The organism is Luteimonas sp. Soil_C_16 (genome assembly GCF_057657295.1).
Window position 1 is genome coordinate 215,074 of record NZ_JBDGIS010000004.1, and the last position, 25,049, is coordinate 240,122.

General features: G+C 64.0%; 22 protein-coding genes. 9 read left to right on the forward strand and 13 right to left on the reverse strand.

All coding sequences use genetic code 11. From position 1 onward, the window contains the following. Positions 1-48 precede the first annotated feature (48 nt). The 8 genes from mdcH to AC3A5T_RS09670 form a co-directional block, all read right to left on the reverse strand. Positions 49-969, reverse strand: a complete 921-nt coding sequence (gene mdcH, locus AC3A5T_RS09635; protein ID WP_487628371.1) for a malonate decarboxylase subunit epsilon — start codon at positions 967-969, stop codon at positions 49-51. After that, positions 966-1,823: a triphosphoribosyl-dephospho-CoA synthase MdcB gene (mdcB, locus tag AC3A5T_RS09640; RefSeq protein ID WP_487628372.1), complete on the reverse strand. Its 858-nt coding sequence runs from the start codon at positions 1,821-1,823 to the stop codon at positions 966-968. The genes mdcH and mdcB overlap by 4 nt, the downstream gene beginning before the upstream one ends. After that, entirely contained in the window at positions 1,820-2,470 is a 651-nt protein-coding gene (gene mdcG / locus AC3A5T_RS09645) for a malonate decarboxylase holo-[acyl-carrier-protein] synthase (RefSeq protein ID WP_487628373.1), read from the reverse strand. Before mdcG ends, mdcB begins: the two co-directional genes overlap by 4 nt. Beyond that, positions 2,463-3,173, reverse strand: a complete 711-nt coding sequence (mdcE, locus tag AC3A5T_RS09650; RefSeq protein ID WP_487628374.1) for a biotin-independent malonate decarboxylase subunit gamma — start codon at positions 3,171-3,173, stop codon at positions 2,463-2,465. The genes mdcG and mdcE overlap by 8 nt, the downstream gene beginning before the upstream one ends. Beyond that, positions 3,170-4,078 (reverse strand): biotin-independent malonate decarboxylase subunit beta, encoded by a 909-nt coding sequence (locus AC3A5T_RS09655; protein WP_487628375.1) that lies wholly within the window; start codon positions 4,076-4,078, stop codon positions 3,170-3,172. Before AC3A5T_RS09655 ends, mdcE begins: the two co-directional genes overlap by 4 nt. Then, positions 4,075-4,395 carry a malonate decarboxylase acyl carrier protein gene (mdcC, locus tag AC3A5T_RS09660; RefSeq protein ID WP_487628376.1) on the reverse strand — a complete coding sequence of 107 codons (321 nt, stop codon included), beginning with the start codon at positions 4,393-4,395 and terminating at the stop codon, positions 4,075-4,077. Before mdcC ends, AC3A5T_RS09655 begins: the two co-directional genes overlap by 4 nt. 9 nt (positions 4,396-4,404) lie before the next feature. After that, positions 4,405-6,051 carry a malonate decarboxylase subunit alpha gene (gene mdcA / locus AC3A5T_RS09665; protein WP_487628377.1) on the reverse strand — a complete coding sequence of 549 codons (1,647 nt, stop codon included), beginning with the start codon at positions 6,049-6,051 and terminating at the stop codon, positions 4,405-4,407. Positions 6,052-6,262: 211 nt separating this feature from the next. Then, complete coding sequence (locus tag AC3A5T_RS09670) at positions 6,263-7,495, reverse strand: MFS transporter (RefSeq protein WP_487628378.1); 1,233 nt, start codon at positions 7,493-7,495, stop codon at positions 6,263-6,265. Positions 7,496-7,829: 334 nt separating this feature from the next. Here AC3A5T_RS09670 and AC3A5T_RS09675 point away from each other — a divergent pair, with 334 nt between their 5' ends. Next, positions 7,830-8,234: a DUF4124 domain-containing protein gene (locus AC3A5T_RS09675; protein ID WP_487628379.1), complete on the forward strand. Its 405-nt coding sequence runs from the start codon at positions 7,830-7,832 to the stop codon at positions 8,232-8,234. A gap of 169 nt (positions 8,235-8,403) precedes the next feature. Here AC3A5T_RS09675 and AC3A5T_RS09680 read toward each other — a convergent pair whose 3' ends face one another. Next, positions 8,404-9,411: an NADP-dependent oxidoreductase gene (locus AC3A5T_RS09680; protein WP_487628380.1), complete on the reverse strand. Its 1,008-nt coding sequence runs from the start codon at positions 9,409-9,411 to the stop codon at positions 8,404-8,406. Positions 9,412-9,477: 66 nt separating this feature from the next. After that, positions 9,478-10,266, reverse strand: a complete 789-nt coding sequence (locus AC3A5T_RS09685) for an SDR family NAD(P)-dependent oxidoreductase (protein WP_487628381.1) — start codon at positions 10,264-10,266, stop codon at positions 9,478-9,480. A 220-nt stretch (positions 10,267-10,486) separates the two neighbouring features. Between AC3A5T_RS09685 and AC3A5T_RS09690 the strand changes: the two genes are divergently transcribed. The 3 genes from AC3A5T_RS09690 to AC3A5T_RS09700 all read left to right on the forward strand — a co-directional run bounded on the left by AC3A5T_RS09690 (position 10,487) and on the right by AC3A5T_RS09700 (position 12,384). After that, positions 10,487-10,807 (forward strand): DUF2523 family protein, encoded by a 321-nt coding sequence (locus AC3A5T_RS09690; RefSeq protein WP_487628382.1) that lies wholly within the window; start codon positions 10,487-10,489, stop codon positions 10,805-10,807. Beyond that, positions 10,804-11,997, forward strand: a complete 1,194-nt coding sequence (locus tag AC3A5T_RS09695) for a zonular occludens toxin domain-containing protein (protein WP_487628383.1) — start codon at positions 10,804-10,806, stop codon at positions 11,995-11,997. Before AC3A5T_RS09690 ends, AC3A5T_RS09695 begins: the two co-directional genes overlap by 4 nt. 105 nt (positions 11,998-12,102) lie before the next feature. Continuing rightward, on the forward strand, positions 12,103-12,384 hold the full coding sequence (locus tag AC3A5T_RS09700) for a hypothetical protein (protein WP_487628384.1): 282 nt from the start codon (positions 12,103-12,105) through the stop codon (positions 12,382-12,384). A gap of 447 nt (positions 12,385-12,831) precedes the next feature. Here AC3A5T_RS09700 and AC3A5T_RS09705 read toward each other — a convergent pair whose 3' ends face one another. Together AC3A5T_RS09705 and AC3A5T_RS09710 are read right to left on the reverse strand one after the other, a co-directional pair. Next, a complete protein-coding gene (locus AC3A5T_RS09705) occupies positions 12,832-13,146 on the reverse strand; it encodes a DUF3653 domain-containing protein (protein WP_487628385.1) in 315 nt (104 codons plus the stop codon). A 346-nt stretch (positions 13,147-13,492) separates the two neighbouring features. After that, positions 13,493-14,485: a DNA-binding protein gene (locus AC3A5T_RS09710; RefSeq protein ID WP_487628386.1), complete on the reverse strand. Its 993-nt coding sequence runs from the start codon at positions 14,483-14,485 to the stop codon at positions 13,493-13,495. Between the two features lie 104 nt (positions 14,486-14,589). Here AC3A5T_RS09710 and AC3A5T_RS09715 point away from each other — a divergent pair, with 104 nt between their 5' ends. From AC3A5T_RS09715 to AC3A5T_RS09725, 3 genes are all read left to right on the forward strand, one after another. Further along, complete coding sequence (locus AC3A5T_RS09715; RefSeq protein ID WP_487628387.1) at positions 14,590-15,672, forward strand: site-specific integrase; 1,083 nt, start codon at positions 14,590-14,592, stop codon at positions 15,670-15,672. Between the two features lie 348 nt (positions 15,673-16,020). Further along, entirely contained in the window at positions 16,021-22,455 is a 6,435-nt protein-coding gene (locus tag AC3A5T_RS09720; RefSeq protein WP_487628388.1) for a hypothetical protein, read from the forward strand. A gap of 40 nt (positions 22,456-22,495) precedes the next feature. Then, positions 22,496-22,984 (forward strand): hypothetical protein, encoded by a 489-nt coding sequence (locus AC3A5T_RS09725; protein WP_487628389.1) that lies wholly within the window; start codon positions 22,496-22,498, stop codon positions 22,982-22,984. Between the two features lie 220 nt (positions 22,985-23,204). Here AC3A5T_RS09725 and AC3A5T_RS09730 read toward each other — a convergent pair whose 3' ends face one another. Continuing rightward, entirely contained in the window at positions 23,205-23,474 is a 270-nt protein-coding gene (locus AC3A5T_RS09730; protein WP_487628390.1) for a hypothetical protein, read from the reverse strand. Between the two features lie 119 nt (positions 23,475-23,593). On the opposite strand from AC3A5T_RS09730, the gene AC3A5T_RS09735 reads away from it, so the two are divergent. Continuing rightward, the gene (locus AC3A5T_RS09735; RefSeq protein WP_487628391.1) at positions 23,594-24,073 is read left to right on the forward strand and encodes an ABC transporter substrate-binding protein; all 480 of its coding nucleotides are present in this window, start codon (positions 23,594-23,596) and stop codon (positions 24,071-24,073) included. Continuing rightward, positions 24,070-25,041, forward strand: coding sequence for a cation efflux transmembrane domain-containing protein (locus tag AC3A5T_RS09740; protein WP_487628392.1), 972 nt, complete (start codon positions 24,070-24,072; stop codon positions 25,039-25,041). Before AC3A5T_RS09735 ends, AC3A5T_RS09740 begins: the two co-directional genes overlap by 4 nt. Positions 25,042-25,049: the final 8 nt, after the last annotated feature.

Here is a 25,049-nt window from a genome sequence, read left to right on the forward strand (position 1 = left end):
GGAAGCCCGCCATCCCGGGTCAACACGCCTACTTGCGGTGCCGCACACTCATTGCATCCGGCCCAGCGCGGCGTGCACCCAATCAGCAGCACCGTCCAGACTCCGGAATTCCTCGACCGCGCGGACTTCGCAGCACGGATACGCGGGCGCGGCCATGCGCGCGAGCGCGTTGCCGGGGCCCAGTTGCAGAAACACGCGCGCCCCGCGTTCGAATGCCTGGCGCATGACCTGCGCCCATTCGACGGTCTGCGCGAGCTGAAGCGACAGCGTGCGTTCGACGGCGGCGCGATCGGGCACGGGACGCGCGTCGATGCCGGCGAGCACCGGCAGCGCCGGCGCCTGGATCGAAGCTTCGGCGAGCGCCTGGGCGAATCCGCGCGCGGCATCTGCGAGCAGCGGCGTATGCGCCGGCACGTGCACCGGCAACGGACGGACTTCGGCGCCGCGCGCGGTTGCGACATCGGCCAGTGCGCGCAGCGCATCGAGCCGACCGCCGACGACGAAATGATCGGATCCGTTGGCGATGGCGATGTGTACCGCGTGCGCGGTGCACAGCGCCTGCAACGGATCGCGCTCCAGGCCGAGCACGGCCTGCATGCCGGAATCCGGGGGACTTGCCTCGTCCATCAGCCGTGCGCGCTGCGTCGACAGCGTGAGGCAGGTCGGCGCATCGAAGCTGCCGGCAATCGCGTGCGCGGCCAGTTCGCCGATGCTGTAACCGGCGACCAGCAGGGGCGTCGGCACACGGTCGCGCAGGCCTTGCCAGTGGGCGAGGCTGGCCGCGCACAGCAGCGGCTGCGCGGTGGCGTTGTCGAAGCGGTCTTCGGATGCAGCGGCGCTGTCTGCGGTGCGGCCGAGCACATCCGCAGCCGCGTCGAGAATCGACTGCGCGGCGGCCACGTCACGCACACGATCGAACATCGCGGCGTGCTGCGCGCCCTGGCCGGGGCAGAGCAGGGCGAGACTCATACGGCCTCCTGCTGCAGTAGGAACCAGCTGCAGGCCAGCAGGTCGGCGCTGCCGCCGGGGCTGAGCCGGCGCGCGGCGAATGCGTTGCAGATCGACTGCAAACGGGCGCGCCAACCGGGCGCGAAGGCGCCACCGTCATCGATGAATCCGGTCGCCTGTTCGCGCGCCCAATGCAGACCTTCGGCGCCGCCGCGATGCAGCAGGTTGAGATCGTCGACGTGGGCGACGAGCTGCATCAGCGTGTGGCACAGCGCCGCTTCGCGAGACAGACCGGCGCCTAGTGCATGACGCAAGGTCGGCAGCGAGAGCGTGCGCAGGATCGGATAGCCGGCCGCCGCCTGCTTGCGCACGCCGGCAACGTTATGCCGCGTACGTGCGCGCTGGCCGGGGCTGTGCGGATCGAGTGGCGCGGCACTGAGCGCATGCGCCCACTGCCGCACGCCATCACAGACCTGCTCGCCAGTCGGTGTCGTGCCGAAGGTCTGTCGATGGGACGCAGCGGATGCGATGAGCAGTCCAAGACTGAAGATCGCGCCGCGATGCGTATTGACGCCGCCGGTCGCGCGCAGCATCGCAGCCTCGGCCGCGATGCCGTGCTGCCGCAGCACCTCGAAGTCGTCGCCGCGCGCGCCTGCGGCTGCGATCGCGCGGAAGTAATGCCGCAGCGCGAACAGACTGCGCAGGAAGGTGCCGGCGTCCATGTCGTCGTGGCTGCCGGTGTCGAACGGCGTGACCAGTCCCGGTTTCGGATCGCAGGCGAGCTCGGCGTGCAGGCTGGCGATCGCGAGCCGGCCCAGACGTGCGCTGTCGACGTCGACGCGGGGCGTGAAAACGCTGCGCACGATTGGATTCATGCGGCCACGTCCTGCGCAGCGAACAGCCGCTCGCGATGTTCGAGCATCGCGCCGTCGATGCGCTTGACCAGCACCTGGCGCGTGTCGCCGGCGTACTCGCGCCAGTGCACGGCGCCGCCGTCGGCCAGACACAGCTCACCGTCGACACGCTTGCCGGTCTTCGATTCCCAGGCCAGCAGACGTGCGACGAGTGCATCGGCCTGCGCGGCGTCGTCCACCGTCCACAGCAGGTCGATGTCCGAGCGCGCATGCACATATGACAGACCGGTCTGCGCCTGCCAGGCGAACGCGCCGAACACGCGTGCCGGGCGGATGGTGTCGAGTGCGGTGAGCGCATCGCGCCAGTCGTCGGGCAGGTGCGCATCCAGTCGCGTGATGACATCGCGCAGGCTCAGCGGCGACTGGCGGCAGACCACATGCTGCATCGGCACGCGCAGCGACAGGCGCTGCTTGCCTTCGTCGGGTGGCAGCGGCACGCCCAAGCGCAGGCGCGGATCGGGATCGCTGGCAGTGCGCCGCGCGACGACCGCCGGGAATCCGCGCGCGAACCACGCCGTCAGGCGCGCTTCGTGTGCGGCCACGTCGGCCTGCCAGTCGGCCTCCGCCGACAGCCAGACCAGCGTGTGGCGGGCGAGCCGCTCAGGCATCGCCGTCGGCCACAGCAGCTGCAACGCGGGCCGACAGCGTGCGCCCGCCACGTTCGGCACCCAGCGCCGCGCGGCGATCGCCGCCTGCCGGTGTGCGCAAGGCCTGCAGCAAGGCCTGCGCGAGATCGCCGTCCCAGACCGACTGCACCGCGCCCATCGCCACGTAGTTCTCCACGCCAGGCGCGAATACTGGCGAGGTACGACTCAGGGCCTGCAGTCTTTCCAGCGGCTGTTTGGTCACGCGCGCCATCGCGCGCAGATCCATCACGCGCACCTGCGCATCGGGCAGGGCGTGGATGTGATCGGCCATCAGCCCGAACGACAGGAAGCCGCCGCTGACCGATTCGCCGTAGACGAGTGTCACCAGCGTCGCGCCGCGTCGCCGCGCGAGATCCAGCGTCTGGGCCAGATGCGCGAAGTAGCCGTTGATGCCCAGCAGCTCATCGCGCCGGGCGAGGCGCTGGCCGGCGGTGTCGACCAGCATCACGATCGGTCGCTGCGGATGCGCGGACGTGCTCGCGAGTACGGTATCGGCGAGCGCGAGTGCGTGATCCACGCCGACTTCGATCTTGTCGGTCGTGCCGATGACGGTGACCTCGCCGTCGTCGGTGGTCGCGCTGCCGGTCAGCACGGAATCCTTGATGTCGATCGCATGGCCGCGCGGAAACAGCGCATCGAGCAAGTTGTCGAGCGGCGCGGTCATGGCAGGCTCCGGTTCGCGGTCGCGGCGAGGAAGGCATCGGTTTCAAGCAGCGGCAGACGCGCCGGATCGGCAATGCCCTGCAGCGCCCAGATCTCCAAGCCGTCGCGGCAATTGCCCCAGGCCTGCGCGCGTGCTTTCAGCGCGTCGTGGCGCGCCTGCAATGCGACGAGTGCAGCGTCGGTGTCGATGCTGGGCGTGTCCGGCTGCAGCGCCTCGAACGCCGCCTGGGCGAAGGCCTCGATCGCATCGGGCACCAGCACCTGCGCCTGATCGATCAGATAGCGATGCTTGCCGCCGGTGACGCGCCAGACCAGGGCGCGATCGCGTGAATCGAATTCCTCCACGCCGCGCACGGTCTCGATCACTTCCGGGCCCGACAGCGACAGCCGGCCTTCCTCGGACATGATCACCGTCGTGCAGCAGCGGGCGACGATGCCCATGCCGCCGAATGCGCCGTTGCCACTGCCGATCAGGGCGACCACCGGCACGCAGGCCGCACGCGCGGCGAGCGTGGCACGCATGATTTCGGAGATCGCGATCAGCCCCGCGTTGGCTTCGTGCAGACGCACGCCACCGGTATCGAGCAGCAGCAACACGCCATCCGGCTTGTGCGCAGCCGCACGACGCAGCAGGCCGGTGAGCTTGGCGCCGTGCACTTCACCGACGCCACCACCCATGAATTCACCCTGTTGCGCGGCCACCAGCACGGACTTGCCGCGCAAGGTGCCCGCACCGACGACGATGCCGTCGTCGAACGCCGCCGGCTGGTCGAGCTGCGCCAGATGCGGACTCGTCGCGCGATGCGTCGGTCCGAGAAATTCGACAAACGAATCCGCGTCGAGCAGACCCGCGATGCGTTCGCGCGCATCGGCCTCGTAGAAACTGTGGCGACGCGCGAGGCTCATGCGCGGCTCCCGGCGTGCAGGGTTTCGACCGCCTGGTCGAGACGCAGGCTCACGACCGCAGGCGTTGCGCCGGCGTCGTTGATCGACACGCGCACGTCGCGCAGCGGATGGCGCGCAGCGAAGTCGGCGATCACCGCCTCCCAGATCGTGCCGAAGCCCTGGGCCGCGGTGACGATGCGCACGGTCAATTGCCCGTCCTGCTTCGCCGGTTCCAGCAGCACTTCGAGATTGCCCGAGGCCAGCACGCCGACCAGCACCGCATCGCCGGCGAAGCGCACGGACGTCGTGCCATCGAATCGATAATCGAGGGTTTCCATCGCAGGCCCTTACCAGTTGCGGAAGCGCTTGGGCGGGTCGTAGAGACCGCCGGACCAGCGCACGAGATCCTTGACCGAGCGCGCGGCCAGCAGGTCGCGGCTGGCATCGCGCACGTCGATGCCGAGGTCGTCGGGACGGCGGATCACGCCGCGGTCGCGCAGGTTTTCGACCATCGCGCGATCGCGCCCGAGGCCCACGGCCGTGTAGCCGGCGACGCCGCGGATCGCCTGTTCGCGTTCCTCCGGCGTGCGGCACAGCAGCAGGTTGGCGATGCCTTCCTCGGTCAGCACGTGGCTGACGTCGTCGCCGTAGATCATCACCGGCGGCAGCGGCATCGAGGCGCGTTCAGCGAGGTCCCAGGCATCGAGGCGATCGACGAAGGCCGGCGCCATGTGTTCGCGGAAGGTTTCGACCATCTGCACGACCAGCTTGCGGCCACGCGGCAGCTCGCCGGGACGCGCGGCCTGTTGTCCGGCCTTGAGCCAGGCCTCGCTGGCGTGGCGCCGGCCGCGTGCGTCCGAGCCCATGTTCGGTGCACCACCGAAACCGGCGATGCGATCGCGCGTCGCGGTCGAACTGTTGCCCTGCAGATCGACCTGTAATGTCGAGCCGATGAACATGTCGCAGGCATAGAGACCGGCGGTCTGCGAAAACGCCCGGTTCGAACGCATCGACCCGTCGGCGCCGGTGAAGAACACATCCCCGCGCGCGGCGATGTACTGCTCCATGCCGAGTTCGGAGCCGAAGGAGTGCACGGATTTGACGAAGCCCGATTCGATCGCCGGAATCAGCGCCGGGTGCGGATTGAGCGCCCAGTGCTGGCAGATCTTTCCTTTGAGGCCCAGCGACTCGGCGTAGGTCGGCAGCAGCAGTTCGATCGCCGCGGTGTCGAAACCGATGCCGTGGTTGAGCCGGTTGACGCCGTACTCGGCGTAGATGCCCTGGATGGCCATCATCGCCATCAGCACCTGGATTTCGGAGATCTGCGCGGGGTCACGGGTGAACAGCGGTTCGATGTGGTTCGGCTTCGGCGCGTGCACGACGAAGTTCACCCAGTCGGCAGGAATGTCGACGCGGGGGAGGGTGTCGACGATCTCGTTGACCTGGGCGATGACGATGCCGCCGCCGAATGCGGTGGCTTCGACGATCACCGGCGTGTCTTCGGTATTGGGGCCGGTGTAGAGATTGCCGTGGCGGTCGGCAGCCTGGGCGGCGACCAGTGCGACATTCGGTGTCAGGTCGATGAAGTAGCGACCGAACAGTTCCAGATAGGTGTGGATCGCGCCGATCTGGATGCGGCCTTCGGCGACGAGGTTCGCCAGCCGCACGGCCTGCGGGCCGGAGAACGAGAAATCGAGCTTCGATGCGATGCCGCGTTCGAACACGTCGAGGTGCGACGGCAGCGACAGCACCGACTGCACCATGTGCAGGTCGTGGATGCGGGCGGGGTCGAGATCGGCGAGCGACCGGGCGAGGAAATCGGCCTGTTTCTGGTTGTTGCCTTCGAGACACACCTTGTCGCCGGGTTCGAGGATCGCGTGGAGCAAGTGACCGATATCGGCCGCGGCGACCTCGTGTCCGGTCGTCCACTCGGACGCCCGCTCCAGACGGGTGCGGCGGCTGCGTTCGCGGTGGTCCCAGCTGGGCTGCGCCATGGCGGTCTCTCGTGATGATGTATTAATTACTCCATAATTACGGAGAAGGCGCAACCTTGCGGCGCAGCATTCCGACGGGCGGCAGATGCGCATTCAATGACACGTCGGCAACCGGTGAGCGCGCTGGCGGCTGTCGTCGCGGGCGCCATGGGGACCGCCCGCGTTGCAGCGCCGGAGGCTCCGCCATGCGGCCGGATTCGGGATTGCGGCCTCAGGCAGCGCGCGGCCGGGTCCGCGGCAGCAGCGCGGTGGCCAGGCCGAGCAGCGGCAGGAACGCGGTGACCTGGTAGACCCAGACGATGCCGCGCGCATCTGCGAGCTGACCGAGTGCGGCGGCGCCGATGCCGCCGATGCCGAACATCAGACCGAACATCAGGCCAGAGACCATGCCGACGCGGCCGGGCACGGCTTCCTGTGCATACACGACCAGCGCGGCGAAGGCCGACGACATCACCAGGCCGATGAGCACTGCGAGCACAGCCGTCATCGCCAGACCGACGTGGGGCAGGGCGAGCGCGAAGGGCGCGACTCCGAGGAAGGAAATCCAGATCACCGCCTTGCGGCCGATGCGATCGCCGATCGGACCACCCGCGAACGTGCCCAGCGCGATCGCGCCGAGGAACAGGAACAGATAGACCTGGCTCTGTTGCACGCTCACGCCGAAGCGCTGGATCAGATAGAACGTGAAGTAGTTGGTGAACGAGGCGATGTAGACGAATTTCGCGAACATCAGCACCGATACCACCGCGATCGCCTGCACGATCTTGCCGCGCGGCAGTCCCGTGCCGCGCGTGACCGCAAGACGCGTCAGGCGCGCCTGGCCATGCAGTACCGTCCAATTGGTCAGCCTCAGCAGCACGAACACGGCGAGCGCGGCGACCAGCAGGAACCACGCAATGGCGGACTGGCCGTGCGGAATCACGATCGCCGCGGCCAGCAAGGGGCCGATTGCCGAACCCGTATTGCCGCCGACCTGGAACGTCGACTGCGCCGTGCCGAAGCGACCACCGGAGCCCATCCGCGCGACGCGCGAGGCTTCGGGATGGAAGGTGGCCGAGCCCACGCCGACGATCGCCGCGGCGACGAGCAGCATCGAATAGCTGTGCGCCATCGCCAGCACCGCGATGCCCACGAACGTGACCGCCATGCCGGACGGCAGCAGCCAGGGCAGGGGACGCTTGTCGGTGTACAGACCGATCCACGGCTGGAGCAGCGACGCGGTGATCTGGTAGACCAGCGCGATCACGCCGATCTGGCCGAAGTCCAGATCGAAATCGCCTTTCAGCATCGGGAAGATCGCCGGCAGCATCGCCTGGATCAGATCGTTGAGCAGATGCGCGAATGCCGCCGCACCGACGACGCGGATCGCGAAGCCCTGGGGCGGGGCGGAGAGGTCGGCTGCGGGCGCAGCCGCGGCTTCAGGGAGGTGTACGGGATCGGACATCGGATGCGATGGCGTTCCGGCGTGGCGCGGCGGCGTGCGTCAGCAGACATCCGCTGAGCATCGCGGCCGGGCGACTGCGCCGGATGCGCGGGTCATGTGGGGGCTGCAGATTAGAGCCTTGCGCAGCGCCCGTCTTGCGCGGCGGCGACACGGTCTGTCGCGTTCTGGATGTCGACGGTGCATTGGATCGGGTCGGACCGCCGCGAAGTGGGTGATCACCGGCGGTGCAGGGCGATGCCCGCCGTGTCCATGCGAGCGGCGTGGCCGCTCGACAAACGTGTGCGTCTCCTTAGAATCCGGCGTTCAGGGGATGGAGCCTCAACGAATGGATTCGATGTCGAAGCGGCTTGCGCTGCTCGTCGTGCTGGCGTGGTCCGGCCCGGCAGCCGCACAGCACGTGTACAAATGCGTCAACTGGCAGGGCGCGGTGACCTACCAGTCCGAGCGTTGCAGTGATCGCGACCGGATCGATCGCGTATACGACACGAACCGCGAGATCGAGGTCGACGGCCGCGTCGTCCGCAACTTCGTGCCCAGCACGGCCGCAAACGATCCCGGACTGTCGCGGCGCTACGGCAGCCCGCAGAACGCCGATGGCAGCTACAAGTCGGATGCGCTGTGCAGTGTTGTGACCGCAGCGACCAATGGCCACCGGCGTTACCGGAACATCGAAACACTCGCGGGAGATGCGCGGCTGCGTTCCGCGCATTGCAATCACACGCGCGGCCCGGGCGGCTGAAAGTCCGCGAAGTCGGCACGCTCGCTCGCAACAGGTGCAGCCGTGCAGCGATCCAGCCTTCGTCCATCGAACGCCGATGTCCGGAGCTGGATCGGGACTGCCGCGCGGGTAGTCGACGGACGTCTTCAATCGTGTCGTGCCGCGAGACGGCAACTGTGCGGATGCCGCGTCAGTCCTGTTTCACCTGCACGACGACCTTGCCTCTCGCGCGGCTCTTGCCCAGATGGACGAGGGCCGCGTGCGCCTGGTCGAACGGGAATACCCGGTCGACGACGGGCCGGATCCGGCCGGATTCGAGCAGCGCGGCGATCTCCGTGAGTTGCGCGCCATCCGGGCGCACGAACAGAAACGAGTAGGCGAGACCACGCTGCTTCGCGAGGCGCCGGATCTTCCGGCTCATCCATCCGAACACCAGCGCCAGCAGACCATTGAGCTTGCGCGCACGGGCGAACGCCGGGTCGAGCGGCCCGACCAGCGAGACGATGCGGCCACCGGATTTCAGAATGCCGACGGACTGTTCGATCACGTCGCCACGCAGCGTGCCGAGTACGACGTCGTAATCGCGCAGCACCGTGTCGAACGTGTCCCGCCTGTAATCGACGATTTCATCCGCGCCCAGGTCACGCACCAGCGACACATTGCCGGTGCTGGTGGTCGTGCCGACGTGTGCGCCCAGATGCTTCGCCAGCTGGATCGCGAACGTGCCGATGCCGCCAGACCCGGCGGGCACGAACACCTTCTCGCCAGGTTCCAGATTCGCCCGCTCGCGCAGCGCCTGCCAGGCGGTCAGGCCGACCATCGGGATCGACGCGGCCTGCACGAAATCGAGATTGGCCGGTTTATGGGCGGCGACGCGCTCGGGCACCGCTGCGAACTCCGCGAGTGACCCCTTGCCCAGATCGAACAGACTCGCGTAGACCGCATCGCCCGGCTTGAAGCGCGTCACGCTCCGGCCGACCTTCACCACGGTGCCCGACAGATCGCTGCCGAGCGTCGCCGGCAGATCGAACTTCAACACGGCCTTGAAGGTGCCGGTCGGTATCACGTTGTCGATCGGGTTCAGACCCACCGCGTGGATCTGGACCAGCAGTTCGTCCGGGCCGGGGACCGGGCGCGGCACATCGCTGAACCCGATGTCCGGCGACTTGCCGTAACGCTTGAACGTGAGTGCCTGCATCGTGGTGCGTCCTTGAACTTGCGTGGGTCCGGCCGCTCGCGAGGCCCCGGCCGAATCGGAAGTGGATCAGCGCGTGGCGTGATACCGCTCGGCGGCATGCGCCTGGCGCAGATCCGACATCAGGCCCACACGCGCGCCTTCCAGCGCATCCCAGCGTTCGGCCACGTGCAGCGGCGGAATGGTCACGGCTTCGCGCCGGTCGAACCCCACGAGCGCGGCATCCACCAGTTCGGCGGTGTCCATCAGATCGGGGAGGGTAGTGGGATCGACGCCTGCCCGCTCCCAGATCTCGGTGCGCGTGCCGGCGGGCAGCACCGCCTGCACGTAGACGCCCTTCGGGCCGAGTTCCAGACGTAGTCCCTGCGACAGGTACAGCAGGAATGCCTTGGTCGCGCCGTAGACCAGCGCGCCGAATTCCGGTGCGAAGCCGACCACCGATCCGATGTTGACGACCGCGCCTGCACCCGCCTGGGCGAGGCGGGGCGCGATGGCCGCCGCGAGTTGCGTCGGCGCCGTCGTATTGAGCGCGATCAAGCGCGCGACGCTGTCGCTCGACTGGTCGAGAAAACCGCCGGACTGGGCCGCGCCTGCGTTGTTGATCAGGATGCCGATGCGTGCGTCGATGCGCAGGCGCGCGGACACCGCTTCGAGATCCTGCGGATGCGTCAGATCGGCACGCAGTACGTCGATCTTGACCCCGGTTTCGGTGTGCAGACGGGCAGCCAGTGCTTCGAGGCGGGACTGGTCGCGCGCAACCAGCACGAGATCGTGGCCCCGCTGTGCGAAGCGTTCGGCGTAAACGGCACCGATGCCACTGGAGGCGCCGGTGATCAGAACTGCGGGAAGGTCATTCATGGCATCGGCTTCGCTTTGATTGATCGATCGAGGTCGGCCCGTTCCGGGTCGGTTGAGCCGCTCATGCCCAAGGTTCGGTGTGCTCGATTTCGGCATTTTCGGCACCGTCGATATCGACGCGTTTCCTTGGTTCTGCGACTTCATCTACATAGCCGGCGGAACAATTCTGTTCATGGCTGCCTTCACCGCGCTCTGCATTCTTCTTCCGCGAGGCTGACCCGTGCCCGAGATCATCATCAAATTCGTCGGCCATCTTCTGGCCGGCTTGAAGCTCGCCGCCGCCACCATCGTCGCTCGCACCATGGTCGGACTCGGCCTCACGTGGGTCAATTTTGCGGTGGCTCTACCGAGTCTCAAAGGATGGCTCCAGCAACAGCTGAGCGGCCTCGGCGCACAGACGCTCGAGATCATCGGCGCATTCCAAGTCGATAAAGCAATGGTCATCGTGCTGTCCGCGATCGCGGCACGCGTTGGCCTTCGTACCTTCATGGCCGTGACCGCTTCGCTCAGCGGCCTCATCAGTCAGGAGCAGGGGACTTGATCTACTTCTACACAGGCCAGCCCGGTCACGGAAAGACGCTGCACGCGCTCGATAGGCTCCTCGAATTCAAGGAGCAGGGCAGAGCGGTCTTCGCCTGCAACGTCCGCGATCTGCAGTACGAGAAGCTCGGCATCCAAGAGATGACGCCGGAGCAATTCAAGACGTGGCCTGAAACCCTTCCCGGCGGTGCTGTCGTGCTCGTCGACGAGTGCTATGAGCACGGCATGCTTCCCAAGCGCGCACCTGGACAGAAGGTTCCGCACTGGGTCGAGCAGCTCGCCAAGCATCGCCATAGCGGCATCGATTTCATTCTGGTCTGCCAGTCTCCGACCAAGCAGGTCGACAGCTTCGTCCACGACCTGTGTGAGCGACACATCCACGTCCGCCGTCGATTCGGCACCAAGTTCGTGCACCTGCGCGAGTTCGATCGATTCGAGGCCAAGCCCGAGAAGGCGCACCCTCTCGTTCTCAAGCGCACTACGCTGCCAACGCGTCCGATGGGTTCCTACACGTCGACGGTGCTCGACACCACCGAGAAGCGTGTTCCTTGGTACTACTACGCGGCCGCCGTCATCGTCATCGGCGTCGTCGGCGGCATCGTCTACTCGGTGACGGGCGTGAACCGCGTGCTCGATACCGACGCACTCCCAGCAGCGAGAGGGCCGGGGCCGGACGGAGCGTCAGCGACGGCTGGCACCGGCCCATTCGTGTCGGGAGAAAGGAGCCTCGGAACACCGGAGGACTACGCCCGGCTCCACACCCCGCGGTTCGCCACCGCGCCGTGGACCGCACCGGTGTACGACGGCCGCGGCGTCACTGCCGATCCGATCCTTATGTGCATGTCTAGCCTCGGCGGTCTCGATGCACAGGGCGAAATGAAGGAACCGTCGTGCACCTGTCGAACCGAGCAGGGCACCATCTACGACGAGCTGCTCAGCCTTGAGCAGTGCCTATCCGTCGCCAAGCGTGGCATGCCCTACAACCCGTACAGGGCACGCGAGGAGCGTCAGCTAGCCCAGCGCTCTGACGAAGCCGGAGATCCGCAGCACCGGCCGCTCAGCGGCCCTCAGCGCTCCGCCCGCGCCGTTGGTGTCGGACAGGGAGCCGGGGGGTACGAAATCGCGTCCTACGGCGACTACGGCGTGCAGACCGGCAGCTATAAGGGACAGGGCGTCTCCATGGGACGCTGAAACAAAATGCCAGCTGAATATCACGCCCTGTTTCCGGGGTGAAGCTCGCGTGGATCAGCATTACCGTGCGCTTGCACACTCCGTGCAACGAATGGAACTCACGCTATGGCCGTCTATGTCGTCACATGGAATCTCAATAGAGAGCCAAACTACGCAGCCAAGGAGAGAGCTTTCAAAGAGAGGCTCAACAGACACGACAACATCTACGACACGGGTTTAGAAACAGTTCGTTTTGTGGATACGAATGTTTCTCTGGTGCAGCTCGACAATGAGCTGAAAGAAGTCCTCGACGGAAATGATCGGCTGTTTATCACTCCGCTCAGGAATGGTTATGCCGTAGGCATTCTTGCCGAAGAGGTTTGGGCTTGGATCAACGCGAGGAGCTGACGCACTTTGCTAACAGCTGCCCATACTTGACCACGCGCTCGCTCGCCTAACCATGAGTGTCGAGCCGTAGCAGCGGACGTTTGCCTTCCCGTATTCCGCCTCGGCGTGCTCGAGCAGCAAAGCACCGTTCGCTCGAGCACGCTGTTCCCGCAAATCTGCTAACCCAGCTGCCGCTTCGGCCTGCATGTTCGCGTCCCTGTAGACCACTCGCTCTTCGACTCGCACAGCCGGCGGAGTCTGTGCCGCCTTTAGCGCGGCCGCGTTATCGTTTGCTGTGATTCTGCTCGAAAGGAACCACGCTGAGTTGGTCAGGGCCAGCAAGCCGGCGAGGGCATATGTCCAGGCCTGATATCCGTTTCCTTGCTGCTTCCGTGCCATGGCTTCCGCTCCTTTGAACTGCGCCCGCATCGTACACCGGGTGCAGGGCAGCGCCCTGCGGATACGCTCCTACGCCGCGCCCGTTCCGAAGTGACGCCGGCGCCAATCCCCGAGATCCACGACCACGACCTTGACCAGCTCACGGTGACGCCGTTCCTCTCGAGCGTTCCGCGCTCGAGCGCGCTCGAGTCTCGCTTCGGCTTCGAGCCGGAACAGGACGCCACGCATCCGCGTTGGTGATACTCGAGTACCGTCCGGAGCAACGAGGTCTTTGCCGGCCATCCGCCAGCCTGCCCATGGCCCATGCAGTGGCGTCTTGTTGTGGACCACGCGTTCGTGGTGCTCGATGTCCGTCTCGATCTCACAATGCCGGCAGCGGGGCATGATGGCCTCCGATTCGGTGGGCCAATGTCACAAAGTGCCGCGCAAGGTCACGTAGATATTGACGGAACTTCGCATAATGTACATTATGTAAGAAATGGAGTGATGCTGCGGAGTCGCAGGCGGCGCCCATTCCGGGCGCCACTGTCGGTAGTACCCAAACTCCGTCGTCTGATCCCTAACCATGACATGACCCGTAACCGTGTCATCTCCCTACAACCGCTTCTAGGTCGATCAACCACTTAGAGCTGAAAGCATCCAATGACTGTACAGCCCGCTTCGGGCAACATTTCCTTTAACCATGTCGTGCTCCGATACGACGGCGCGTCCCGACAAACCTACAGCTGCATCAATCGGCCACTTTGGTAAGACGTCGGATTGGTTCTGGCGGTTTCGGCTGCTTCTTTGGTTCGGTCTGTTTCGCGGCCGCAACTTTGGCTCGACGGCGTGGCTTCCGAGCCGTTGGGTGAGCATCAGAGCGTCGGATTGCCGCTTCAAGCGCCGCGGGTAGATCGCCCAACGCGCCCAATTGGCCCTCAAGCGCGTCCGCACGAGCCCGCTGGGCTACAGCATCCCGAGACGCTTCCACCGCCCTCAAGTTGGCTTGGTCGATCAACTCACGCAGCGACTTCTCGGCAGCCGACGATTGGCGGGAGGACGCAAGCAGTCGCCCCTTCACTTCCTTGGTTTCCTGACGTGCTCGGTCAATCTCGCTGAGGGCTCGATCCTCAACTGCACGGACATGCTGGCTAAGTGACTCGCGCTCGGCCTGAGCAGCGTCCTGCAACGACTGGATCCGCGCCTCCAGGACTTGCCGGGTGGTTTCGCCATCCGCCGCCTGGGCGATGGCCGCATCGCGCTGCCGGCCGACTTCATTGAGCTGCTCCTCAAGCCGAACCGCCAAACGCTGAAGTTCGGCGGTCTGGGCGATAGCCAGCTCCGCCTTGTGGTTCGCTCCCGATACCTGTTCCCGCAAAGCAGCGGCGTCGGCGGCGAAGGCCTCTCGATCGCGTTTGAGAGCTTGGACTTCACGTTCGAGAGCTGCGCGGTCTGCTGCCAGCGCAACTTCCGCAACGCTTCGCGCGTGTTCTATGGCCAACGCCCACCACTCTCCTGCCAAGCCAGCCACTGCTTCGGGGGCCTCTGGAACGGCAAGACCGCGATGATGAGTGTCCAGCCGGCCGCCAAGCCCTCGCCACCAGGTCTCCAGCCACTTGATAACCGTGTTCGGCGAACCGGTACCCAAGTGGGCACGGATGCGTTCGACAGTTGGTCGCCCGCCGCCGCCAACGATCTCGTCAGCAGCCGCGTGAACGTCGGATTCAGTGATGCCACGAGCCATGGAAGTGCCTCCTACGGAAGTGCCCTACTCTGTTGATTGCGTACTCGCGATAAGTGATGATTATCACTAGTAAGCACCCTTTTTCATAACGTACATTACATAGTATGAATCGAAAAACCACCCTGTCTACGGTTGCAGCGACCGCCGCCGCACAGTTGGTGCTGCCGGAAATGCTTGCACAGCAAGCCGCCGATGCGGTCCGTGAACTACTCGCTGAGGCCGCCGCGGCCAACACCACCCGCAGCTACGCGGCCGCCTTGCGCTACTGGGCCGGCTGGCACCAAGGCCGTTGCGGAGTCGAAATGGCACTGCCCGTGAGTGAGGCTGTGGTGATCCAATTTCTGGTCGACCACATCCAGCGAGCGAGCAAAGCCGGTCTTGTCAGCGAGCTGCCGCCGGCGCTGGATCAAGCCTTGGTGGTGTCTGGTCTCAAAGCCAGGGTCGGGCCATTAAAGCTATCGACCGTGGTTCAGCGTGTCGCTGTACTGTCCACGGCCCACAAACTGAAGCGTCTGGCCAATCCATGCGAGCTACCTAGCGTTCGCACGCTGCTCAGCCGGGCCCGTCGGGCTGCGGTGAAACGTGGCGAGCGACCCGCCAAGAAGACCGCTATCACACGTGCAGAGCTCGAGGCCATGCTGACCACTTGTGACGACAGCCTCGAAGGCCTGCGTGATCGCGCCCTGCTCTGCTTCGGGTTCGCCAGTGGAGGACGTCGGCGTAGTGAGATCGCAGCGGCGGACATGCGCGACCTGCGTAAGGTGGGCGGCGATGGCTACATCTACAGGCTGGAGTACTCGAAGACCCAACAGGCAGGGGTGAAGGCGGATTCGACGCCAGACAAGCCGATCCTAGGGCGCAGTGCAGAAGCGCTCGCAGCCTGGCTCGATGCGGCGGGGATTCGCGAAGGGGCAATGTTCCGGCGGATCTGGAAAGATCGCGTTGGTCCCGCCCTGTTCCCCGGCTCAGTGTCCACGATCGTGAAGCGCCGAGCGCGGCTGGCTGGGTTAGAGGGAGATTTTGGAGCGCATAGTCTGAGGTCTGGGTTTGTGACTGAGGCTGGCAAGCAAGGCGTCCCACTTCCGGCCGTAATGGCGATGACAGAGCATCGTTCTGTAGCGAGCGTAATCGGTTATTTTCAAGCAGGTGCAGCAGAGGACAATCCGGCAGGTCGGCTCCTCAAATAGGCTTAGCGCGCACCAATTGCCGCGTCCTGGGCTCGGGACCTTCCGGCATCACCACCACCTCGTCCTAAGACTTGGACGCAAAACTGATCGCACCGGCGCGCCGCCGCGAACCTATCAGTCGTCGAGGTGTTGGCGTCGATAAGTGTCGAGCAACTTCCTTCTCAAGAAGGAATTGTTTCGAAGGGCTCTTGGTCTTCTTCGAGAGCTGACTTGCAATCGGGCGCCGCCGTCTTGGAGTGACACTGGCTGCAGGCGGATGCTCGCAAGCCCAGCCTGGTGCTCTGTGTTGACGGGGTCGCTGAATGCAAAGGACGATGCGGAAGAGCATGCAACCTGAGAGAGCGCTTAGTGTCGCAGTCCGAATCTCAAATTGACTACACCTCCGCACGAGGATCAAACACTGGCGACGAGTTCCATGAGTTGTGGGCTGCGCGCCAGGCACTGAAGTTGCTCGATGCCGGCAATTCTCTATCGGTCGTGACAGTTGAGGGATTGACAGCGAATGAAGGCACGGACAAAACCTGGGACGGGGTGGATTGCAGCCTGCTGTTTGGGGGCGACGACGCGGCTAGCGCAGAGCGGGTCGAGATTCAACAGCTAAAGTATTCAGCAGCGAACCCGAGCACCGCGTGGACGACGTCGCGGCTCTGCGCGGGAAAGAATGGTGGACCCAAGACGTCGCCTATCCGTCGACTGGCTGATGCGTACAAGGGCTTGCTCGTCAAGCGTCCAGGCAGGCCAAACAATTCGTTGCGCATTGTTCTGGTCTCGAACCAGCCGGTCGCGTCCGAACTGCTGACACTGGTCGAAGAGGCGCGCAGCACAGTACCTAGCACCTATGGCCGCAGCTGGAAACCTAACCTGCCCGACCTTCACCGACTGGTCCACGCCAGCGGACTGAAGCCAGCAGAGTTCGTCGAATTCGCCAGAGTGCTCGATCTGCAGGGCTCAAGCGGCTCACGCTTCGCGGTTGAAGACGGCATGCTGAAGGAGATCGCGGGTTGGACTGACGCCGAACTGCTCGCATCGGCGAACCGCGTGCGCGACTACATCCGAAAGCGAATGCTTCCCGAGGCGGCTGGCGAAGCGATTACGCGCGAGAAGGTCTTGGTCCAGTTTGCGGGTGTATCGGAAGACTACGCGCTGTTCCCTTGTCCCTCGAAGATCGACCCGGTGACTTGGGCGGTACCTCGGCCGGTCTCGGCAGAAATCGCAGCCAGGATGAAGGCAGGTGCTCGGCATCTGTGTCTGCATGGCAGCGGGGGCGCAGGCAAGACTACCGCTTTGCAGCAGATCGACCAGGAACTGCCCGCAGGCTCGCTGATGGTGGTTTTCGATTGCTACGGCGCTGGCTCCTACCTCGATGCCAGCGCGCTTCGCCATCGTCCCCAGGATGCGTTCGTACAGCTCACCAACGAGATTGCGTATCGACTTGGCCTCCCACTCCTGCTCGTGCCTCAGGCATTACGCGACTATCCGCGAGCCTTCCGTAAGCGCTTGGATTCGGCCGCCGCCGCGATGGCTGCAACGTCGCCAGGCGCCTTGCTGGTCGTAGCCATTGACGCGGCGGACAACGCGGTACTGGCGGCACAGACGCGATCTCCGCCTGAGGCCAGCTTCGTCAGCGATCTAGTAACGATGGACGCGCTGCCTGAAAACGTGCGTGTGTTGATCAGTGCGCGCACCGGCCGGCTACCGGACCTCTCGCTACCCGCAAACTTCGAGAGATTTCCGCTACCGTCGTTTTCGCCGGATGAGACTGCCTTGAACGCCCGGCGGTATTGGGCGGCGCCACCGCCTTGGGTCGAAGACTTCCATCATCTTTCCGGTGGCGTGCCCCGGGTGCAGGCCTACGCCTTCGAGAACGCAGCCAACACGCCCGAACGTGCGCTGGACGCACTTCTTCCGATGGGAAAGAATCTGGACCAGGTGTTCGGCGAACAATTTCTGCTCGCGCTTCGCAAGAACGCGCGCGAGAACGATTTGGCGCACCTCTGCGCAGGACTGATATCGCTCCCACGCCCGATTCCCGCCGACGACTTGGCCATCGTCTTGGGGCAGACAAAGGCCATGATCAGCGACATCTGCGCTGACCTCGCGCCGGGTGTGCGGAATACTGGCGGGCTGATTAGTTTCGCCGACGAAGACTTCGAGGCCTTTGTCAGAAACGCTGCGCAGCCAGCGATCGAGGATGTACAGGCTCGTGCGGCTGAATACCTCCACAGCCGATCGGGTATCGACACCTACGCGGCCCTGAACGTCGCTCCTGCATTACTCACCGCCGGCAGAAGCAAGGATCTCCTGGAGCTCGTGGAACGCGAGCCGCTCCCGCCTGTCGCACTCTTGCCTGATCCAATCCGCAGGCGTGAGGTACAGGTACAACGGCTGCAATTGGCGATCCGCGTGTGCAGAGATTCGAAGGATGCGGCCCAAGCGCTGCGGTTCGTGCTGATCGGCGCCGAGGCTATGAAGACGGAAGAAGCGACGCTAACGCAACTCGTGGCCAATCCCGATCTCACCTCGCGCTACGCCAAGGACACCGCGAGTCGGCTCGTCCTCGGCAATCCGGAGAGGATCGCCGACCACGGCCCGCTCCTGCTCCATCTGCTGGCTGAAGACGCCGCGCGTGGCGACGCGATCTCCGTCAGGGAGGGATGGCGTCGCATTCGCGCATGGGAACGCGCGCGCAGGGATGACTTCGACGACAAGATCAGGCGCTACAACCACGCGACAGCGTGGCAGGTCTCTCCAAGGGATATTGGCGCCGCCATCCACGCGACACTGCTACTGGAAGGGGCTGTGGCGGCCGTTGGACACTACCGCCGCATTCGGTCGCGTCACGTCGCCCACTGCTCGGCGAAGGACCTTATCAGTCGCCTGCTCGCAGAGGGAAGGACTGAGGATCTTGAGAAAGCAGCGGAGCGCCTCAACGATGTTGAGGCACTGTTCCTACTGATCCCGATGGCGGCCGCGGGACGCAACGTGGACTTGCAACGTGTAGCGTCCGGCCTTCGTCGGATCGGGCGCTGGACGCGCAAGGCGGGGACAATCTTGGCCCGCGCTGAACTCACGCAGGATGAGGTAGGGCTGTGGACTGTCGAAACAGCGCTGACTGCTGCTGAGATCCTGATCGCACGCAATGGGAACCTGTGCGTTGCTATGGACGCGCTGTCGCCTTTTCTGGACCCCGAGCTTCGGCGCATCGACAAGGTCCACGAATCGCACCACCTGATGATCGATGCCTTCTTGCGCGTGGTAACGCTGACGGACGTCCTCTCCGGAGGTAACGGTGCGGCCCAACCGATCCTCACGCCAAGGCCTGAGCGGTCTCAGGAAGAGAAAAGGAAGGCGCGTTACGACAGCCACGCCGACGATCATGATCGCAAGATACGCGAGCTGATCGACGCGTTCCTCGAACTGTACGCCGCACGCGCAAAGATGCTTATCGCATCGACCAACCATGCGGCCATCGACGCCGGACTGCTCGAAGAGGCAACTAGACGGTTGGAGCGCGAAAGCTGGCGCATTGATCGTCGCTACGGGACCGCCGCGATGCGGACCAAGGCTGCGCAGAGCTTGTCGTTGCTGCTGACAACGGATTTCCAGCCAGCCTTGATTATGGACTGCGTACTCGCGGTCGGTCGTGGCTGGTCGTCAAGTGGTGGGCGTGGGCTATTTTTTCGATTGGCCGCGGTCCCGTCACTGCACGACCCCCTGATCGCCTGCATCGCGCAGGCCGCCTCTGTTAAGCGCACCGAGCGCAGTCCGGCTGGAGATCGGTCGGAGGCACTGTCCTCCTACGCATCGCTAATGGCAATGATCAGCCCGTCGGATGCCGATGTCATCTTCCAGTGGTCCATAGAAGTCGCTGGAGAGCTGGACACGGAGGTTGTCGACCAGCTTCGCCTGATCTCGCGGATGACCATGCAGAGTCATGGCAGTGTCAGTACCGGCGGGCACGTCCTCGCCTCGGAACTCACCGAGGTCATCCAGGATGCCGCGATCCGCATCGACAGCGACGACCACTTCCCTTGGCCCGATTCGATTCGATGCCTCGCGCAGCTGGACTTTCCTACCGCACTCGCCGCAGTCGCTCGCTGGGACGATTCGGACTTGGCCGACCTGCGCTTTACCCTCGACAGCGCGCTCAAGGCCGGGCTCGAATTGGAAGCGGTGTCTGCAGCGCAAGCCGCATCGTTCGTCGTGCTGCTGCAGGATATCGACAATGATGCTTTGACCCAGATTTGCGATCAGGCCGAACGCGACGGAAGCGATGCGTCCGCCGCCATGGCCGAAGAACTCGCGCGTGACTGCCTGCTCGGTCGCCTTGGCAATGAACGCTCGATCCGTGCCTTCGCTGCCGCGCATGCCCGGGGAGATTGGTCCAAGCGTTTGGGTGCCCAGCACGCTTTCCGTCGCACGCTGGCCGCGACGCCGACTACGGACGTAACCGCCGGAGAATCGACTCGCGACACGGATGTCCAGCAGCCCTCTCAGCCTCCCTTATGGGACGCAGCGGTGCTGGTCAACGCGGCCTTGCTCGGGGCTGAACTTCGCCGGATGCAGGAACAGTCCCGCGAAGATGGGCACTACCGCTCTGCCGAAGACTTCCTGTCGCAGGCTGCGCAGCAAGTGCCCGGTCGCCTTCGCATCGGTCACCTCGAGGCGCTTCTGGAATTGGATGCGACGTGGAACGAGACCGGAGTTCTGCATGCTCTGCTGGCCCGACTCGAGACGTGGGCTGGCAGCCCCTCGGTTGCCCAATGGCGGGATCGGCAAATTGCGGATTTGCTATCTCGACGGCTGGCGGCGCTGTGCCGATACCTTCCCCACCATGACGACGAACTACAGTCTGCGTTGACTATGGCGCGCTCCGCAGGGATCGAACTGGGTGACGTGTTGCTACGCGGTATCGAGCTCAACTTCGATCGGTTTCGTGCGTCTGACCTCTTTGCCGTGTCTGGTGTCGTTACAGGCGAACTGCAAAGCAAGGAGGTCTCGGAACTTTCTGGCTGGTACATACAGCGTCTCGCCAGCCGCATCGTTGACCGAGACAGGGAAGGCGTTGCGGCAGCCACGATCCCCAAAAACATCATTGAAGCCCTGGGCCGCTTCTTCTACGCCATGCTAGGCGATGTCGATGTCCGCGTTCGCTGGCGCTGCGCTCACGCACTCCGGCGCCTCGCTCGCTTGGGAGAGCACGCCATCGTAGATGCCGTCGTCGCCCAGTATGCGCGCACCTCGGATTCGGCTTTCCGTATGCCTGGAGCACCCTTCTACTGGGTGGCAGCACGCCTGTGGCTAACCATCGCCTTAGACAGGATCGCGCTGGAATCGCCAGAGACGGTAGCCAAGCATGGACGCTGGCTCCAGCAAGTTGCTTTGGACGAAGAATTCCCCCACCTGCTGGTCAGGGGCTTTGCACGCGACGCCTGCCTGAAGCTCATTGAATCGGGTCATCTCGTCGACGACAACGGGAATAGAAGAGCACTGGCCCAAGTCAATTGCACCCAGCTGCCCCGCAGCCGGAAGAAGCGCGACTACGGTAGGAGCTTCGATTCCCTCCATAGTCACGATGAAGGCCTGCGATTCCATTTCGATGGTATGGATACGTTGCGATATTGGTACGACGCATTGCTCCGTGCGTTCGGGGATGTGACGCCGCGCGAGTTCCTTACCATTGCTGAGCGATGGATCGTGGATGCATGGGACGCGCGACCGGATGATTTCCTCCGTGCTCACGACCCTAGGAAGCATCTCTTAAGAGAGCGAAACTGGCATCTCTACAGCAAGAGCCATGGCAGCAATCCAACGCTGGAGGACTTCCAGACCTATCTGGAGTGGAACGCGATGTGGTGTACCGCTGGGGAACTGCTGTGCGATCGACCGCTGGCTGCACGCAGCTATGGCGTGGATGAGCTCGCGGAGCGCATCGATTACAACTCGCTCACCATGCCACCCCTCTGGCTGGCCGACCTAGCTGGACCGGCACCGCTACAGCCAATGCGTTGGCAGACGCCCACCCACATGACCGAGTGGATTAAGAATGTGTCGGACGATGAGCTCCTTTCAGAGCTTATGGCATGCGACGCGCCTGGCTACGTCGTGGCCAACGCCTACATCGACGACCGGTCAAGTGAGCATCACCAGACCGTGCGCATCTCCACGGGGCTGGTATCGCCGGAGACCGCGGTTGCGCTGGTTCGTGCACTACAGACCACTCATGATAGCTCGGCGTTCTATATCTGCCCCGAGGGCCACGATTTGGAAATCGACGAAGCCGGTTTCCAACTGAGCGGATGGCTGACTTCCCCGGGGGGCGACACAATGCTCGACGAAAAGGACGTGTTTCGAAATGGCGTTGGACGCCTCGACTACCGTCCTGGTAAATCCGCCGCCCAACTGCTCGGGCTGACGCAAGGTTTCGCGCCAGAGATCGGCTGGTACCGTGCGGGCGAACAGACGCCGAGTTTCGTGTACCAGGCTTGGGGCACTCAGGAGACTGAAACGGAGCGCGACCGCCGCTATGGTCTGCAGACCGAGTCTTCGGGGCATCGCCTGCTCGTCAGCAAATGCGCCTTGGCCGAATTCTTGGGCAAAAGAAAGCAGGATCTAATTGCTGAAGTGGAGATAACGCGTCGTGAACCAAGAAGATCCCGATACTCCGATCACGAAGAAGAACCCCAGGAGGTCGAGTTTGAAAGGATCTTCCTCCTCCGACAAGACGGCACGATCAAGGGCGCCGAACGAGATTTTGGCACTTGGGGACCGGCTTGTTCATGAGTTTGGATTAGAAGACAGCACTGACACCGCAGGTCGCTGGATGGCCCACTATCTTGCCGATCTTCTCGAACAGTCGAGAACGCTGAAGGGCACCAAGCTTAAGCAGGCGGAGAAGGCGGCGACAGACCTGATCCTGAAGCTCTGGTCGCGCCGAGAGGTCCTGCCTGGCGGGGCCTATCCGCTGAAGGCTTTGGGCAAACCGCTTTCCGTTTTAGGCCTGCTAGGAGAACCGTCGTCGTCATTCAGTTCGATGCATTCGCGGACAGAAGAGGCGCTCTTGGCCGATGCCTTTGACGGTTTGCGCAGACTAGTTGCTTACGGGGTGCTGCTGTTCTCCGTGCGGCTGGAAGAGCACCCAGACGACAACGTCACGGCCCCGTTTCTAACGGAGGAGGAGCTTCGCTCAATCGAACTATTGAACTTGTGGGTACGGCATTTCCAGCAGACGCGACGGCCTCGCATTTCGATCGTAGACTTATCAATCGCGTCCGCCGATGCTGAGCCCGAGGACTGTACCGAAGAAGATTGAGCTAAGCGCGCCTTCTCAGAGGAGATCGACAGGCTCCAATACACACTTTCGGAGCTTAGAGGCCTTATCGAATCGGCAGACGATTCGCGGGCGTGCTCTACCCCCTATAAATCTTCCTAATCCCACTGCGCTAGACGATTTCGCTTCCGGCCAGAGGCGGCCGGTTTTGAGAACGGATGCGTCGTTACGCGTCTCGACAGTCAGACAAGCCGGTCCATCGCTATTCCCCGAAGACAACCTCCACAAACAGTGGTTGCCCTAAGGTTTGTATCGCCTGCAGCAGCGCCTGCCGGCTCATTGTCGACAGCACGTAGGTCACATGACTGTCGGAGCGCAACGTAGGCAGGCCTGCAAACTCGCCTGTCGGCTTGAACTTCTCGTAATGCTCGACCGTGCCGTCCAGACCATTTCTCTCGATCAAGTCTGCAGGCTGGTTCAACAGTTCGCGCCGGCTGTGCCAACTACCGCCGATGAAGGTCGCGTATCGCATCGCCCGGATGCCTGCTGGGGGGACTGATGAATATACAGATCGATGCAGACCCGGAATGCATGCGCCATTGGGCGGTCGGCGTGACGCATTGTTGACCTGGACCGGCGCATAAGACCCGTATGCTCGCGACCCTGATTCGACTCTCTGCCTTTGCCGTGCTGTCCCTCGTCTGCGCGGGATGCGCACCCTATCCGCGCGATACAGCTGACTCCTCAAGCCGAGGCGCGCATTACGGCATGACGGTGGGCGCAAGCGCCGATCCGCCGCACGTGGTGATCGGTCCGGACGATACGGTGAGTGGCAGCGATGCGGCGATCGTGGAGCGGTTCGCCCGCGCGCATGGGTTCCGCGTTCACTGGATCGTCGGCGGGCACGATGCCTTGATGGCCCAGCTGGAGGAAGCTCGCCTGCACATGGTGATCGGCGGTCACGCGAAGGACTCCCCTTGGAAGCCCCGCGTGGGCTGGTCGAAGGAAGTCCCGACCCGAGAAGCACGTCCATCACCGCTCGCGCTTAGACGCTTCGCCCTGCCGCCAGGCGAGAACGCATGGCACCTTCTGTTGGATCGTTATCTGGTTGCCCACGAGTCGGCCCGATGAACGTCAATCGTCGACCAACACCGCGTGCGCTCCCTCAGGAGCAGCAAGCTGCCCTGCATCGCGCAGAACGTCTGTGCACCTGGACGCTGTTCTGGATGTCGCTTGTCTCGGTGATGATGTATCTCGCTTTGGGTGGCTCGCAGGCGATGAAAACAGCGCTCATCGAGGACCTGTTGAGCATGCTGCCCGCGTCGGCCTTTCTGGTGGCCAGCTGGTTCCGCAGAAAGGATGTAGACGCCGAATACGTCAATGGCCGGGAACGCGCCTTCGACGTGAACTTCCTGATTTCGGCGGTGGCGCTGACCGGCGTGGGTCTGGCCTTGGTCTTCGAGAGCCTGCACACGTTGATCTCCGCAACCCGGCCAGTTGTTGGTTCGGTACGCATCGGCGACGCGGTGATCTGGCAAGGCTGGGTCATGATGGCGGCCCTCGCCGCCTCGGCGATACCGCCCATCATTTTGGGCCGCAAGAAGCTCGCCTTGGCGAAGGCACTGTCTCTCAAGCCGCTTCGAACAGACGCGGATGTCGGGCGTGCAGACTGGCTGACTGCGCTCGCGGGCATCGTCGGTATCGCAGGCATCGGCTTTGGCTTCTGGTGGGCAGACGCAGTGGCCGCGCTTGTCATTTCAGGCAGCATTCTTCTTGACGGCGCGACGAATCTTCGTGGCGCCGTGCGTGATCTTCACGACGCAAAGCCGCAGGCACTCGAACGCGACAGCACCGACCCGGTGACGTCGCAACTGTGCGATGCGATCTCGCAACTGCCTTGGGTAGAGGGATGCGCGGTACGGTTGCACGAAGAAGGGGTGCATCTGTCAGGCATGGTGTATCTGAAGAACATTGACCTGACGGCGGCGCAGGTACAGGAAGTTCGCAACGTTGCACGCGCATCGAGCTGGCGTATTGATCAGATCGATGTCTCTCTAGATGGCCAAATTTCTGCCAAATCTGCAGATGACGCTGAATAAATCGACTT

Bases quoted from the DNA above. Each gene is read 5' to 3' on its own strand.
- AC3A5T_RS09700 (WP_487628384.1), top strand. From the start codon at position 12,103: ATGGCCGTCTATGTCGTCACATGGAATCTCAATAGAGAGCCAAACTAC.
- AC3A5T_RS09710 (WP_487628386.1), bottom strand. From the start codon at position 14,485: ATGGCTCGTGGCATCACTGAATCCGACGTTCACGCGGCTGCTGACGAG.
- AC3A5T_RS09740 (WP_487628392.1), top strand. From the start codon at position 24,070: ATGAACGTCAATCGTCGACCAACACCGCGTGCGCTCCCTCAGGAGCAG.
- AC3A5T_RS09725 (WP_487628389.1), top strand. From the start codon at position 22,496: ATGGCCCACTATCTTGCCGATCTTCTCGAACAGTCGAGAACGCTGAAG.
- mdcG (WP_487628373.1), bottom strand. From the start codon at position 2,470: ATGCCTGAGCGGCTCGCCCGCCACACGCTGGTCTGGCTGTCGGCGGAG.
- AC3A5T_RS09735 (WP_487628391.1), top strand. From the start codon at position 23,594: ATGCTCGCGACCCTGATTCGACTCTCTGCCTTTGCCGTGCTGTCCCTC.
- mdcH (WP_487628371.1), bottom strand. From the start codon at position 969: ATGAGTCTCGCCCTGCTCTGCCCCGGCCAGGGCGCGCAGCACGCCGCG.
- AC3A5T_RS09730 (WP_487628390.1), bottom strand. From the start codon at position 23,474: ATGCGATACGCGACCTTCATCGGCGGTAGTTGGCACAGCCGGCGCGAA.
- AC3A5T_RS09675 (WP_487628379.1), top strand. From the start codon at position 7,830: ATGTCGAAGCGGCTTGCGCTGCTCGTCGTGCTGGCGTGGTCCGGCCCG.
- AC3A5T_RS09685 (WP_487628381.1), bottom strand. From the start codon at position 10,266: ATGAATGACCTTCCCGCAGTTCTGATCACCGGCGCCTCCAGTGGCATC.
- mdcE (WP_487628374.1), bottom strand. From the start codon at position 3,173: ATGACCGCGCCGCTCGACAACTTGCTCGATGCGCTGTTTCCGCGCGGC.
- AC3A5T_RS09670 (WP_487628378.1), bottom strand. From the start codon at position 7,495: ATGTCCGATCCCGTACACCTCCCTGAAGCCGCGGCTGCGCCCGCAGCC.
- mdcC (WP_487628376.1), bottom strand. From the start codon at position 4,395: ATGGAAACCCTCGATTATCGATTCGATGGCACGACGTCCGTGCGCTTC.
- AC3A5T_RS09680 (WP_487628380.1), bottom strand. From the start codon at position 9,411: ATGCAGGCACTCACGTTCAAGCGTTACGGCAAGTCGCCGGACATCGGG.
- mdcB (WP_487628372.1), bottom strand. From the start codon at position 1,823: ATGAATCCAATCGTGCGCAGCGTTTTCACGCCCCGCGTCGACGTCGAC.
- AC3A5T_RS09705 (WP_487628385.1), bottom strand. From the start codon at position 13,146: ATGCCCCGCTGCCGGCATTGTGAGATCGAGACGGACATCGAGCACCAC.
- AC3A5T_RS09715 (WP_487628387.1), top strand. From the start codon at position 14,590: ATGAATCGAAAAACCACCCTGTCTACGGTTGCAGCGACCGCCGCCGCA.
- AC3A5T_RS09655 (WP_487628375.1), bottom strand. From the start codon at position 4,078: ATGAGCCTCGCGCGTCGCCACAGTTTCTACGAGGCCGATGCGCGCGAA.
- mdcA (WP_487628377.1), bottom strand. From the start codon at position 6,051: ATGGCGCAGCCCAGCTGGGACCACCGCGAACGCAGCCGCCGCACCCGT.